Raw genomic sequence first — 14,863 nt, 5'->3', positions numbered from 1 at the left:
ATCATACTCATCCAATCGAATAAAATAGAGATGGAAAAAATACTGGTGTCCCTCTACTGCTCATCTGCTTCCGCACTGCTTTTTACTATTACATTAATAATACTTACCTTACACAACTATTCCCGTACCGGACCCGGCATCCAAAAAGAAATAGAAAAAAAATTTGGGTATTATGTGATTTTCGCGCTAACCAGGTTAGCCGCTTGGTTATTTGTCATATTTTTTCTGACATCCTTACCCGGTTCTATTGCAGCTTATTCACTATCAAAGCTTACTACATTGATAGAATTTAATTTCATCACAGGCTTAAGCTGCTGCTTAATATCAACCACGCTAATTACTACCTACTTTTTTTTACACCAACTCCTGTATACACCTGGCACTATTCAATTATCTTTCCAGTATAGATTTTCCAGACTATTTGTTATATGGAAGATATTATCTCCGAAAATAATAAGTGGCATAAAGTTTTCATTAATTTCATTACTGTCTGTAACATCGGTAATCGCTCTATTTTTAGCTATCGAAGAAAATAATACGCCGCTAGTGCTCTATATAATAGCTTTGGCTGGTTTATATGCTTACATCTATTACGCAACGATAGTTAACGAACCAGCTGTCGTTAAAGCATCGTCTCAAACAAAACCCAATGTGATTATGATAGGTTCTGATACATTGCGCCATGACAGACTAGGCGGCAGCAACTATCACAGAAACCTCACCCCCAACATTGATAAATTAAGCGCGAACGGCTTACGACTCGATAAATGCATAACCCCTGTCGCCAGAACGGCACCAAGTATTGCGTCCCTATTTACCGGATTATGGCCGCATAACCATAAAATTCGCGATAATTATCCATCCTTGGCAGACTGTAAACTACCGCAACCGTCTTTGATCGACATATTAAACGAACAGGGTTACTTGACTGCATGCATCTCCGATTGGTGCGGAGCCGATTTCGCAAAATTAAGTTTTAACTTCAAGGAAATCTCGGTCGCTGAAGATCAATGGAATATCAAACTACTACTAAGACAAGGGCCGTCTTTAATCCGAAACGTATTATCGCTTTTCACCAATAACGCATTAGGAAAACGCTTCTTACCCGAGTTCTATTATCTGGCCGGCGTACCCTTGATCCGAAGTTTAAGCCGCGAATGCCGCCAATTAATTGCCCATTCGGCGAAAAACTCGCAGCCTTTTTTTATTAATTTATTCACTTCTGCCACTCACGTCCCTTTCAATTCAGAGTACCCCTATTACAACTTATTTACCCCAAAAGACTATAAAGGTGAGTCACGGTTTATTATGACCAGACTCGCCTCGGCGGAAGAAATTATCAAAAAACAGGAAAAAACCTCGGAGTTTTTCGACATCCCGCAAATTATTAATTTATATGACAGCTGCGTCAAACAATTCGACGATGAAGTGGGGAAAATAATAGACTATATTGAAAAGTCGGATTTATCCGATAATACCATCGTCATCATATATAGCGATCATGGTGCGGATTTTTTTGAAACGGGATGCTGGGGCCAGGGCAATACCTTGGTAGGAAACGACCCCAGCGGCAGAATTCCATTGGTGATGAAAGGCCCAGGGGTGCCTGGTGGCGTAAACTTTAAGCCGACCACCCGCTCCATTGACGTCATGCCAACTTTGTTAGATTTGTTGAATATAACCATTCCAACAACGCTCGACGGTGTTAATTTGATTCCTTATGTGAAAGCACAGACATCGCCGGAGCTTTTTGCTTTTCAAGAAACAGGGATTTGGCTAGGAAAGATACCTGGCTTACATCCTGAACAAATTTTATATCCCAATATTGTTGAATTACTGGATATTCCTGATAAAAAATCCGGCACACTGGTAGTCAACGAAAAACATTATCCCACGGTTATCCGCGCGAAAAGCCGTTCCGTACAGAATGAAAAGTGGAAACTAATATATATAGCGACTTATACAAAACCTGTGTATCAGCTATACGACTTAGAAAACGATCCATATCGGGATGTAATAGAGTCTCATCCCGATATATTTGCGGAGCTTAAAAAGCTATTGGATAGCCACATCGAGAGTGACCCTTTGTTTGAATCTGCTAATTAAAATACAAAGCTGTTGCACAGTTTAAAACTGCGCAATCGGGGTATCAAAAATTATTCACTGATAATACTGAAGATACCAAGCAACAAACCGTTCAATCCCCTGCTCGATAGTCGTGTTTGGTTTATAACCAACATCCGCTACCAAGGCCTCTACATCGGCGAACGTATCCGGGACATCACCAGGCTGCAAGGGCAATAAATTTTTCTCGGCAGTTTTACCGAGAAAACGTTCCAAGGTTTCTATATAAGACAGCAGTTCTACCGGATTCTGGTTACCAATGTTATAAACCCGCCAAGGTGCTCTACTGGTGCCTGGATCGGGTTTTTCGCCACTCCAGTCCGGATTCGGCGAAGCGTTATGATCCATGGTCCGAATCACGCCCTCAACGATGTCGTCTATATAAGTGAAATCGCGGCGGTGCTTACCGTAGTTGAATACATTGATTTTCTCGCCATTCAAAATCGCTTTGGTAAATAAAAACAACGCCATGTCTGGGCGACCCCACGGCCCATACACAGTAAAAAAGCGCAAACCTGTGGTAGGCAATTGATACAAGTTGCTGTAGGTGTGCGCCATCAGCTCATTGGCTTTTTTTGACGCGGCGTACAAGCTCAAGGGATGATCGACATTGTCATGCACGGAGAACGGCATGGATTCGTTGGCACCGTAAACCGAACTGCTTGAGGCATATACCAAGTGCTCCACCTGATTATGCCGGCAACCCTCCAAGATATTGATGAAACCGACAATATTACTATCGATATAGGCATGCGGATTCTCGATGGAATAGCGCACACCGGCCTGAGCCGCCAGATTAACCACTTTTTGCGGCTGGTGCTTTTTGAATAGTGCATCCATACCGGCTCTATCGGCAATATCCATCCTGACATCGGTATAGCCGGCAAAATCCTTGATCCGATCCAAGCGACTCAATTTCAGGTTAACATCGTAATAGTCGTTGAGATTATCGACACCAATAACTTCGTCACCACGCTCCAACAATCTGAGCGCCAAATGATTGCCTATAAAACCGGCCGTGCCGGTCACCATAATCTTCATTCTTAAAGCCTTGCGTCTGTTTGATCCGTAGGAAACAAGTATTTCAGGTCATACACAATGGCTTGCGGCGTACCTAAAGCTCTGACGTCTGAAATCGCCATTTTTCTGAACTCGTCATGGGCCACAGCCAGAATAATCGCGTCGTATTTTCCTGCTACCGGTTTAGCGACCGGCGTTATACCATATTCGTGTTTCGCTTCCTCAGCATTAACCCAGGGGTCGTAGACCTCGACATTGACGCCATAAGTCTTCAATTCGGCAATGATGTCTACCACCCGAGTGTTACGAATGTCCGGACAGTTTTCTTTAAAGGTCAAGCCCATGATCAACACATTAGCTTCCTGGACATGCACACGCTTTTTCAGCATCAGCTTTACTAATTGCGACACGACGTATACCCCCATGCCATCGTTGATTCGACGGCCGGAAAGTATCACTTCCGGGTTGTAGCCTATAGCTTGAGCTTTATGGGTCAAGTAATAGGGATCCACACCGATACAGTGTCCACCCACCAAACCTGGGCGAAACGGCAGGAAATTCCATTTAGTCCCCGCAGCCAGCAATACTTCTTCAGTATCTATTCCGAGTTTGTTAAAGATCAAAGCCAATTCGTTGATTAAAGCGATGTTGACGTCGCGCTGAGTGTTTTCAATGACTTTAGCAGCCTCGGCGACTTTGATGCTGCTGGCTTTGTGCGTGCCCGCAGTAATGATGCTTTTATATAAAGCATCTACTTTTTCGGCTATTTCGGGCGTAGAGCCCGAAGTAACCTTCAGAATATTGGTTACGCGGTGTTGTTTATCGCCGGGATTAATGCGCTCAGGGCTATAACCGACATAAAAATCCCGGTTAAACGTTAAACCCGACACTTTCTCCAGAATCGGTACGCACACCTCTTCGGTTGCGCCGGGGTAAACAGTGGATTCGTAAATGACGATATCGCCGGACTTTATTACCTTACCCAACAAATCGCTGGCTTTTTGCAGCGGCGTCAAATCAGGTTGTTTATGTTCGTTGATTGGCGTGGGGACTGTGACTATATAAACCGAACAATCGGCTATATCTTGTAAATCTGCGCTGTAAGTCAGTAACTTGGCGTCGGCGAGTTCTTCTTCACTAACCTCCAGAGTATGGTCGCGACCTGCGCGTAATTCCTGAATTCGATGCTGGTTAATATCGAAACCTACGGTTTGATATTTTCGTCCAAACTCGACAGCTAGCGGCAACCCCACGTAACCAAGCCCAATCATACCGATTTTAATGTTATCTAACATCTAGTAAATCCTCCTCCGCCCCGCTCTGAGTTTTAATGACTTGAATTACTTTTTAACTATACAGCCCCATGCCGTCAGCCAAGCTTGTGCCTGATAGCTTTCCGCCGTTTTCGGCAAGTTGCCGCTCAACACCATCGCCAAGGTATGATTGATAATGCCGAAGAAATAAGTGTAGGCCAATAAGGGATCCAGCGCCTTCATCTCGCCGTCTTTGACGCCATTCTGAAAAATCCGTTTTATTTTAATAAACGCGGGCGTTTCCAGCAGGGGCTTAGGCTCCGCCAAAAATTCTTCGCTTTTAACAAATAATAAGAACTCAACGATTTCCGGAGCGTCATCGGTTAATTTGAAGAGTAAATCGACTATTTCCCGCAATTGTTCGGCAGCTTTGCGATTACGGCGGCGAATATCATCAATCGATATGCTCAGGCTATCCAGAATATTTTCGTACAAGGTTTGCGCGATGGCTTGCTTGGTTTTGAAATACTGACTAATGCCGGTACTGGTTGTTATACCCGCCGCATCTTTAATATCGGTTAATGAGGTATTGAAATATCCCTTCTTGGCAAACAGCTTTAAAGCAGCCTGCAACACTTCGTCCTGACTGATGGTTTTATTCGGTTTATTTTCTAATTCTAATTCTTGTTCCATGCTCTTATATACAGCTTTACCTGCTGTTTACTCTCTGTTGTGGCAGTATCGATACTGCTTTTATTATTCGTTGATGGTGGAGAACGCCGCGACAAGGTAATTAACCATAGACCATAAGGTTAAAATCGCAGACAAGTATAACAACCAGTAACCCATGGTATTGATAGGCAGGCCTAATAAATCATCCCTATAAAGCAACAAACTCACTGCCGTCATTTGCGCAGTGGTTTTCCATTTTCCCAATTGCGAAACCTTGACCTTGGCACGCTGACCAATCTCAGCCATCCATTCTCTCAGCGACGCAATCGCAATTTCCCTACCGATAATGATAGCCGCCGGCACCGCGAGATAAGGATTGCCTTGAGCCTGCACCACCAATACCAGAACAAACGCCACCATCAATTTATCGGCCACCGGATCCAGGAATGCACCAAAAGCGGTTTGCATATTCATTTTTCTGGCCAGATAACCGTCAAGCCAATCGGTGAAACCGGCAACCAGAAAAATTGCGGTACAGGCCAGATTGGAATATTGCCACGGCAAATAAAACACGATGGCCAATAAGGGAATCAGGGCGATCCGCAACAGGGTTAAATAGGTCGGAATGGTAAATCTAATGGCCATCTTGATGGTGAAATGTATCGTAAATTCGCTGCGCTAATTGTCGGCTAATGCCATCTATACTGGCTAAAGCATCCACACCCGCGCTGGACACACCCTGTAACCCGCCAAACTGTTTCAGCAAAACCTGTCGTCTTTTAGGCCCCAGTCCGGCAATATCTTCCAGTACCGATTGTTTGTTAACCTTACCGCGTCGCTGCCTGTGTCCCGTAATCGCGAAACGATGAGCTTCATCGCGAATCTGTTGAATCAATAGCAAGGCGGAAGCCCCCGGCGTCACATCCAAGGGCTGCCGATTACCGACCAGAATGATTTTCTCCATGCCGGCTTTGCGATCAGGACCTTTAGCAACACCGACTATCATAACATCGTTTATCTCCAATTCAGCCAAAGCCTTTTCCGCCTCAGCGACCTGGCCTTTGCCGCCGTCTATTAAAAGGATGTCCGGCGCCGGATGCTCGCCATTCTTCAAGCGGCTGAAGCGTCTAAAAACCGCCTGATGAATCGCCGCATAGTCATCGCCGGCAGTAATACCATCGATATTAAAGCGTCGATAGTCGGATTTCACTGGCCCTTCTCTGTCAAACACCACGCAAGACGCCACGGTCTGTTCCCCTTGGGTATGACTAATATCAAAACACTCCAGACGAGTGGGGGTGATATCGCAGCCCAATTCCTGCTGCAAACTGATAAAGCGCCCTTGCAAACCCTGTCGATCAGCCAGCCTAGCGTTAAGCGCACTGTCGGCATTGGTGATAGCCATTTGCAACCACTTCATCCGTTCGCCGCGCACATTATTGGCAATCGCTACCGCATGTTTGGCCTGTTCGGCCAATACTTCGGCCACCAAAGCCGCTTCGGGCAAGGCATGACTGACGATCAATTCGTGAGGTACGGTTTTGTCCAAATAATATTGGGCGATGAAAGCCTGCAAGATTTCCTCGGGCTGATTTTCATCGTCGACTTTCGGAAAAAACTGCCGGTTGCCCAAATGCTGACCGTTGCGGATAAAAAATACCTGCACACAGGCCGCACCGTTTTTAGCCGCGCACGCCAAAATATCCACATCGCCTTTTTCCCCTTCCACACAATGTTTTTCCAATACAGCGCGCAAGCGGGCGATTTGATCACGATAGGCGGCGGCTTGCTCGAACTCCAATTGCGCGGCCGCGGCTTCCATCTTCACTACCAACCGATCAATTAGTAAGCCGCCCTGCCCCTCCAAAAACAAAATGGTATTTTCGACATCGTTGGCATATTGCTCCTTGCTGACCAAGCCCACGCAAGGCGCGGTACAGCGCTCAATCTGATGCTGAAGGCAAGGTCGAGAGCGAGCACTGTAATAGGAATCTTCGCATTGCCGCACCGGGAAAATTTTTTGCAATAACTTCAAGGTTTCCTTTACCGCACTGGCGCTGGGATACGGCCCGAAATACCTGCCCCGCCGCTTCTTGGCGCCGCGATGAAAAGTTAGCTGCGGAAAATCGTGAAAACTGGATATAAACACATAAGGGTAGGACTTATCATCGCGCAAGCTGATGTTGTAGCGCGGCTTGTGGCGTTTAATCTGCTGGCTTTCCAGCAGTAAGGCTTCACCCTCCGTGTGGGTCACGGTTACCTCTATACCGGCGACCTTGGCTACCATGGCCTGCTGTTTGGTCGAAGCATTTTGAGTTCTGAAATAGCTGGAAACCCGATTTTTCAGATTCTTGGCTTTGCCGATATAAATGATCTCGCCTTTCTCGTCCAACATCTTGTAAATGCCAGGACGCTGCGTTAGCGTCTTCAAAAAGGCTTTGGCGTTAAATTCGCCCGGTTGCGTTTCAGTCACGGGCGGATAGCAAATTCTGAATGGTTACAAACACCGCCGCCAGCATCTCCATGCTCAGGCGTTTGGTCTGCACGTTATAACGACTGCAATGGCAAGAACTGACCAGCGTGTTGCCGTCCGGCAATTCAAAACTGACGTGATGAGCAAACTTAGCCGCACTAGTCTTCAACCCATATGCTCGCAATACCGCCTGATGGGCAATATTACCCAAAGCCAAAATCACCGAATGTTTCGGTAGGGTTTTAATTTCGGCCGCCAGATAAGGGTTGCATCGCTTAATTTCGTCACCAGTGGGCTTGTTTTGTGGCGGCAAACATTTCACGGCGTTGGTAATCCGACAATTGCTCAGCTGCAAACCATCGGCCAAACTCGTCGATGCCAATTGATTGCTATAACCAAAATCATACAAAGCCTGATATAACAACAGACCGGCATAGTCGCCGGTAAACGGTCTGCCGGTGGCATTCGCGCCGTGCATGCCAGGCGCCAGACCAACGACTAGCAAGTGCGCTTGCGGATCGCCGAACGGTGACACCGGCAAGGCGTGATAAGCAGGATATTTCGCCTTCACTTCACAGAGAAATTCGCTTAACCGCGGGCATGCTCGGCAGTCTTGCTTGAAATAGGATGAATAAGTCATAAAACGATAAACACTCAAATTGGCGGAATTTTACCTGAGCCCCAGATTTCTTGCGTCGCTCGCTTTGCTTATTAACTTGTGTATCTACAACATCCTTACTTCCGTCTTCGCCGGAATAACCTTATCCGGAGAGAATAAGCGACTGCTTGACCGCAAGCGGTCCTAGCCCGGACTTTCCAAATTACCATAACCCAAGCCCGGAAACAGCCGACTGGAATACCGCAAATACTGGCACCGGATAAACCTAAACGTTTGCTAATAGCCAAAATTGTGGTATTTTTACAACATGCTTAGCAGAATCTGCAATTCCCTTTGATTTTTAAAGCCTATTTTTCTAACCATGGCTTTATTACTCCCTCTCAAAAGCAACGAATTATCTATTTTTTACAAATAACAAAAGGAGTCTTTATGTTGAAGAAAAGTTTACTGGCAATCGCCATGATGGCGGCGCTCGGTTCCGTGTCGACGGCACAAGCCGACGAGTTCCTTGACGACAGATGGTACGCGGCGCCCTTCGGCACTTTCGTGCAACCGGGCGGTGATCGTAATGCGCATAGCGGTTGGGGCGGCGGTTTGGGCCTGGGTAAGATCATCAACGAACATCTGAATATTGAGATCAGAGGTTTGTACCAAAACCTGGAAGGCGCTAAAAGCAATGGCAACTGGGATTTGACCGGCGGTACTGTCGACGCGCAGTATTATTTGTTTAGAGATAAATTCTCGCCTTATGCAGTAATCGGCGTGGGTGGCATCAATAGCACCCACAATGGCGACAGCGGCGCGGGCTTCATCGGCGAAGCGGGTGCGGGTTTTACCTATGAACTGCACGATAATTTCCTGATTCGCAGCGACGTCCGCTACCGTTACAACAACAACTTCAACGCCAAACTACAACCCGGCACCGAAGAATTTCATGACATGACGGTTAATCTGGGTTTCGTGGTCCCGTTCGGCGAAAAACCTAAAGCAGTTGTCGCAAAAGCCGAACCAACCCCGCCGCCCACCCCAGTACCGGCTCCCGCAAAACTGGATTGCTCAAAAATGGATGACGACAAAGACGGAGTAAATAACTGCGTTGATAAATGTCCGACTACATTACCGGGCGTTGAAGTCAGCATTTACGGCTGCTGGATCGTTGATGTTAAGTTCGATAACGACAAAGACGTGATCAAACCGCAGTATTTCCCAAAACTGGATAAAGTCGTTGACCGCATCAAACAGTATCCTGACATGGCGTTTGAAGTTCAAGGCCATACCAGCAATACAGGTTCGTACAAACACAACCTGGACTTGTCGGAGCGCCGGGCATTGGCGGTTAAGAAATACCTAACCAAAGGCAGCCACTCTCCCAATATCACTTCACACGGTTATAGCTGGGATAGGCCAATCGATACCAACGAAACCGAAGAAGGCCGCGCCAATAACCGCCGAGTACAGTTGGAAGTGGATGGTAAAGCCCAACAGACATTGAAATAGTCAGCGAACCTGGTTAAGTCAATTGATTCAGCACAAAAACCCGCCGTTAGGCGGGTTTTTTATATGCGCACGAAGAAGATCAAAAATTACAAACTCAATGCCCTAAATTCCGCACAAGCACTTGAACGCTGCCAGACCCGCTCAAACTCTTCACGCAATGGCCGATGACGTGCCGGCAAATTAGGACTCCAATGCCCATCGTAGCGATTACCCAGCAAGCGAAATAAATAGCCGTCGCTATCGTTGATGATAAAAGCAGAAGGATATTGCAAATCTTCAGCTTCATCGGGCACACGAATCAAAAAATATGACGGTAAGCGCTGAGCTAATTCCACGATAGGATGAACCTGATGACGCAGGCTGGCTGGTTCCTGAACGATAATCTGCACACTGGCGTTACGATTGCCGAGAGTAAATTGTTTCAGAGCCTCGACAAGGTCTTTTTGTCCATATAAAACAAAGTCCAGATCCCGGCTGTAGATACAAATCTGCCGACGAGCCGTCATCACCAATTGCCGGGTAGCGGTTAAGGTCGATTCGACAGTCTCCAGGCGGACAGCGTCAACAGAAACTTCTCGGGTCTGGAGCACGGATCGCAACGTTTGTTCAAGCGGCTGCAATATAAGCCTGATAGCCTGATGCGGAATGCCGGCTTCAGCAAACCCTTCGCCTTCCGCGACAAAACCGAATTTTTGGTAGAACCTCAATGCGCTAAGTTGCGCGTTGGCGGTAATAGTAGTCAGCCCCAAGTTACGCGCTTTGTCGATTGCTGCACGCAACAAAGATTCACCAACACCTTGTCCGCGCCATTCGAGTAGAACCGCCATTCGTCCAAGCTTGCCCTCCGGCGAAAGTCGACACGTAGCGATTGGCCGATAATCCGCATCCCGCACTAAAAAATGATGGCAGTCCGCATCAAGTTTGTCGAACTCCACTTCTAACGGTATTTGCTGTTCGACAACGAACACCAAATTTCGCACATAACATATGTCCTCAAAATCAACGGCGTAGCTGGCTGGCTCGAGATAACAGTTGGCAATTTGCATAGCGCGACGGATGAGTAGTAAGTGAGTGAATCAGTTTAGATGCACTCTGCTGAAAATTCGACGCGGCAAGCCGATTGTATTACCTACCGGCGGATCGGATGGCAGAGAACACAAGCCTCGCTTCAAACCTCTCTTTTGATCTTCGATTGCAAATGCTCGGCAAGACGCTTCATCGCTTCCGACGAATCGTTGGCTGCCAGATGGACATTAATGATACTGGGCATGCTTTGGTTATTCAGGGCATTGAACAGAGCCTCTTCAAATTCAGCTTCCGTTCGCGCATCGTAGCCGGCTAAAGGCCCAAATAGCTCTCCCAAACGATCAAAACGCCATGGATTAATATCGTTGAATGGACCTTCAAGAATACAACGCTCCGTACTGTAACCGTCGTTGTTAAATACCACTACGATAGGATTCAATCCCAAGCGGGCATGAGTCGACAGCTCGGTGCCGGTCATTTGAAACGCCCCATCGCCGACTAAAATCAATGCCCGCCGATCCGGACGCGCGATTTGCGCCCCTAACGCAGCCGGCACAGCAAAACCCATCGTGGTGTAAAAAGCCGACGCCAAAAATTCGCTTTGCTCGTGGACGCGCAAATCAATAGCTGCGAACAGGCAATCGCCGACATCACACACCACGATCATGTCGTTACTTAACGCACTATTCAGCCGCTCGACGAGTCTGGCAGTGGTGATTGGCCGGTCCGATTCCGGAAAAGCATGGTTTTTTAACGGTTCCGGAATGGATACGCAACTGGTTCCGGAGGTATTAACCGAGCCGGCTAAAGCCCCGAGAAAATCTTCCAAGGCAATGCCTGGATAACGATGCGCGCTGATTACCACCTCGTTCAATGCCGCGCGAATGGTTGAATGGGAATTGAGTTTTGCCGTGTAGATGCCGGTATCTATCTCGTTCAAGGTTACACCCAACATCAACAGCAAATCAGATTTTTCGACTCTATCACGCACGGCCTCCGAACTCATCGCGCCTTCGTAAATCCCCAGATAAGCCGGATGCCGTTCGGACATCACCGATTTACCGGTTAGCGTGGCGACCACGGGCAAACCGGTACGCTCCACGAAATCCGCCAAAGCGCTTTGCAGCCCGCGTCGATGCAATTCAACACCCGCCACGATCATCGGCGACTTCGCTTTGGATAATAACGCCATGGTTTCGGCAAGCGCTTCGGATAGAGCAGCTTGGTCACTGGTAAACTGTTCTACTGACTCAGTCGGCATGGGATAGCCTTCCGCCATTACCAAGTCGCGGGGAAGCTCGATGTATACCGGCTTGCAAAAACGGCGCGCGGCTTCGATAGCATGGTCGATTTGCCGAAAGGCGATCACCGGGTCGTTTAGCACCACCGACGCGCAGCTAATCCGTTCGAAAATTTCCCGCTGAAAAGTAAACGGCCCAAATCGATGGTGAATCAACGGATCGTCTTTCTGCTCGCCAACGCCGGGCGCGCCACTGATCAGTACCACCGGCGAGGATTCTGCATAAGCGCCGGCAATCGCATTCACTGTGTTTAAGGCCCCAACGCCGTAGGTGACCGCCAACGCGCCCATGCCCGCGCAACGCGCATAACCGTCGGCCGCGAAGGCTGCGGAATCTTCTCGGGTGGTGCCGATATGCCGAACCTGACTTTTTATCATCAGATCGTAAAACCCCAACACATAGTCGCCAGGCACGCCAAAGATGTCTTTTACACCGGCTTGATATAGGCGCTTGAGGAGGTATTGTCCAATCGTATCGAATTTGGCAGTGCTCATAGCGCTTTGTGACCTCCGAATAGAATTAAACTTTGAGCACTGATTCGTAAAAGACCCATATTGCTCAACCGTTTTAACAGGACGATTAAGAGTCAATACTGCTGAGCCCCGCCTAAAAAGTCAACAGACATTCATAGTCCCCGGTAATTACGATTCAAAAGCATCACAATCGCGGCGACATAAGATTCTGAGTTTCAGCCAAAAAAAAGGGCCTTGCGGCCCTTTTCGTTGCAGAGTCGAACCGAACTTATTCGCTATCGACTTCTTTCATGCTCAAGCGTACGCGGCCTTGACGGTCGATTTCCAGTACTTTGACTTTAACGACATCGCCTTCCGACAGTTTGTCGCTGACTTTTTCCACACGTTCGTCGGAGATTTGTGAAATATGCACCAAACCGTCCTTGCCCGGCAGAATGGTCACAAACGCACCGAAGTCCATCAAACGCACCACTTTGCCTTCGTAGGTTTTACCCACTTCGACTTCGGCGGTGATTTCCTCGATCATGCGTCTGGCTTCTTCGCCCGCCGCTCTATCGACAGACGCTACATTGACCACGCCGTCGTCGGTCAAATCAATGCTGGCGCCAGTGGCTTCGGTAATGGCGCGAATAGTCACGCCACCTTTACCGATGACTTCGCGGATTTTAGCCGGATCGATTTTGAAGGTGATAATGCGCGGAGCAAAGTCTGACATTTCGGAACGTGTGCTGGACAAGGCTTTGTTCATCTCACCCAAAATGTGCAGACGGCCTTGTTTGGCTTGTTCCAGCGCAACTTTCATGATTTCGGCGGTGATACCGTCGATCTTGATGTCCATTTGCAACGCGGTGACGCCGTTCTCGGAACCGGCCACTTTAAAGTCCATATCGCCCAAGTGGTCTTCGTCGCCCAGGATGTCGGACAATACTGCAAATTGATCGCCTTCCTTGATCAGACCCATCGCGATACCGGCTACTGGGGCTTTGATCGGCACGCCGGCGTCCATCAAGGCCAAGCTGCTACCGCAGACAGACGCCATGGAGCTGGAACCGTTGGATTCGGTGATTTCCGATACGACGCGCAGGACGTAAGGGAACTCGCCCATGTTCGGCAACACCGATTGCACGCCGCGCTTGGCCAAACGGCCGTGGCCGATTTCACGGCGCTTCGGCGAGCCTGTGCGGCCGGTTTCGCCAACGCTGAACGGTGGGAAGTTGTAATGGAACAGGAAAGTATCTTTATATTCGCCGGCCAGGGCATCGATGATTTGCGCGTCGCGCTCGGTGCCCAAGGTCGCAACAACCAAGGCTTGGGTTTCGCCGCGAGTGAACAGCGCCGAACCGTGGGTTCTGGGTAGCACGCCGGTACGGATCGTGATTGGCCGAACAGTGGTCAGGTCGCGGCCGTCGATACGTTTGCGGTCGTTCAGAATCGCACCGCGCACAACATTGTATTCCAAGGTTTCGATAACGTTGCGGATGTCTTTTTCGCCGTAAAGATCTTCGGCGGTCAATTTTTCGACGACGGCGCTACGGATTGCACTCAGGGTGTCCTGTCTGGCCAGTTTTTCCGGAATTTGATAGGCCGATTTGATTTGCGCTTCGGCTTCATCGGCAACAGCGGCTTTCAAGGCTTCGTTATCCGCAGGTGCTGTCCAGGTTATTGCCGGTGCAGCTGCTTCCGCAGCAAATTCATTGATCGCATTGATCGCAACCTGCATTTGCTCGTGGCCGAACAATACCGCGCCCAGCATCACGTCTTCCGGTAGCACATCGGCCTCGGACTCTACCATCAATACGGCTTTGGAGGTACCGGCAACCATCAGGCGCAAACGCGACTCCTTCAGTTGCGGCAACGTGGGGTTCAGCACATATTGGCCATCGATATAGCCGATGGTTGCGGCGCCCAGCGGGCCATTAAACGGCAAACCGGACACCGCCAACGCAGCGGACGCACCAATGATGGCCGGCGCTTCGGTATCGATTTCCGGATTCAAGGACAGCACGGTGGCAATGATTTGGACTTCGTTAGTGAAGCCTTCGGGAAACAACGGACGGATCGGACGGTCGATCAGGCGCGAGATCAGCGTTTCGTTTTCGCTTGGGCGGCCTTCGCGTTTGAAAAAGCCGCCAGGAATTTTACCCGCGGCAAAGGCTTTTTCCTGATAATCCACCGTCAGCGGGAAAAAGTCGCCACCGCTGCTTTCTTTTTTGCCGACCACGGTCACCAACAGAGTGGTACCTTCGACATCAATGATTACCGCGCCGTTGGCTTGGCGGGCAATTTCGCCGGTTTCTAAGGTGACGAGACGATCGCCGTACTGAAATTGTTTCCTGATAGGATTCACTATAAGGTTCCTTTGTTTAAAGGTTATGCTAAAAATTTGCCTTAAAGCAGAAACGGCG

At 48.6% G+C, this 14,863-nt stretch carries 11 protein-coding genes; 2 read left to right on the top strand and 9 right to left on the bottom strand.

Features of this window, described 5'->3' with window-relative positions:
- The first annotated feature begins 30 nt into the window (after positions 1-30).
- Complete coding sequence (locus tag JWZ98_RS07535) at positions 31-2,106, top strand: sulfatase-like hydrolase/transferase (protein WP_205453825.1); 2,076 nt, start codon at positions 31-33, stop codon at positions 2,104-2,106.
- A gap of 54 nt (positions 2,107-2,160) precedes the next feature.
- On the opposite strand, the gene JWZ98_RS07530 is transcribed toward JWZ98_RS07535, so the two are convergent.
- The 6 genes from JWZ98_RS07530 to JWZ98_RS07505 all read right to left on the bottom strand — a co-directional run bounded on the left by JWZ98_RS07530 (position 2,161) and on the right by JWZ98_RS07505 (position 8,182).
- Complete coding sequence (locus JWZ98_RS07530; protein WP_205453824.1) at positions 2,161-3,165, bottom strand: NAD-dependent epimerase; 1,005 nt, start codon at positions 3,163-3,165, stop codon at positions 2,161-2,163.
- A gap of 2 nt (positions 3,166-3,167) precedes the next feature.
- Entirely contained in the window at positions 3,168-4,439 is a 1,272-nt protein-coding gene (gene tviB / locus JWZ98_RS07525) for a Vi polysaccharide biosynthesis UDP-N-acetylglucosamine C-6 dehydrogenase TviB (protein WP_033157383.1), read from the bottom strand.
- Between the two features lie 45 nt (positions 4,440-4,484).
- Positions 4,485-5,090 (bottom strand): TetR/AcrR family transcriptional regulator, encoded by a 606-nt coding sequence (locus tag JWZ98_RS07520; RefSeq protein WP_101051582.1) that lies wholly within the window; start codon positions 5,088-5,090, stop codon positions 4,485-4,487.
- A gap of 63 nt (positions 5,091-5,153) precedes the next feature.
- Positions 5,154-5,714: a CDP-diacylglycerol--glycerol-3-phosphate 3-phosphatidyltransferase gene (gene pgsA, locus JWZ98_RS07515; protein WP_033157381.1), complete on the bottom strand. Its 561-nt coding sequence runs from the start codon at positions 5,712-5,714 to the stop codon at positions 5,154-5,156.
- The gene (uvrC, locus tag JWZ98_RS07510; protein ID WP_205453823.1) at positions 5,704-7,542 is read right to left on the bottom strand and encodes an excinuclease ABC subunit UvrC; all 1,839 of its coding nucleotides are present in this window, start codon (positions 7,540-7,542) and stop codon (positions 5,704-5,706) included. Before uvrC ends, pgsA begins: the two co-directional genes overlap by 11 nt.
- Positions 7,535-8,182, bottom strand: a complete 648-nt coding sequence (locus tag JWZ98_RS07505) for a uracil-DNA glycosylase (protein WP_205453822.1) — start codon at positions 8,180-8,182, stop codon at positions 7,535-7,537. Before JWZ98_RS07505 ends, uvrC begins: the two co-directional genes overlap by 8 nt.
- A gap of 408 nt (positions 8,183-8,590) precedes the next feature.
- Here JWZ98_RS07505 and JWZ98_RS07500 point away from each other — a divergent pair, with 408 nt between their 5' ends.
- A complete protein-coding gene (locus JWZ98_RS07500; protein ID WP_101051579.1) occupies positions 8,591-9,658 on the top strand; it encodes an OmpA family protein in 1,068 nt (355 codons plus the stop codon).
- Positions 9,659-9,744: 86 nt separating this feature from the next.
- On the opposite strand, the gene JWZ98_RS07495 is transcribed toward JWZ98_RS07500, so the two are convergent.
- The 3 genes from JWZ98_RS07495 to pnp form a co-directional block, all read right to left on the bottom strand.
- Positions 9,745-10,638, bottom strand: a complete 894-nt coding sequence (locus JWZ98_RS07495; RefSeq protein WP_240348254.1) for a GNAT family N-acetyltransferase — start codon at positions 10,636-10,638, stop codon at positions 9,745-9,747.
- A 188-nt stretch (positions 10,639-10,826) separates the two neighbouring features.
- Positions 10,827-12,479, bottom strand: a complete 1,653-nt coding sequence (locus JWZ98_RS07490) for a thiamine pyrophosphate-binding protein (RefSeq protein ID WP_205453820.1) — start codon at positions 12,477-12,479, stop codon at positions 10,827-10,829.
- A 247-nt stretch (positions 12,480-12,726) separates the two neighbouring features.
- The gene (gene pnp / locus JWZ98_RS07485) at positions 12,727-14,808 is read right to left on the bottom strand and encodes a polyribonucleotide nucleotidyltransferase (protein ID WP_205454405.1); all 2,082 of its coding nucleotides are present in this window, start codon (positions 14,806-14,808) and stop codon (positions 12,727-12,729) included.
- Positions 14,809-14,863: the final 55 nt, after the last annotated feature.

Source organism: Methylomonas sp. EFPC1 (assembly GCF_016925515.1).
GTDB lineage: Bacteria > Pseudomonadota > Gammaproteobacteria > Methylococcales > Methylomonadaceae > Methylomonas > Methylomonas defluvii.
The sequence above is the reverse complement of the archived record's forward strand: the minus strand, read 5'-3'. Positions and strand labels throughout refer to the sequence as shown.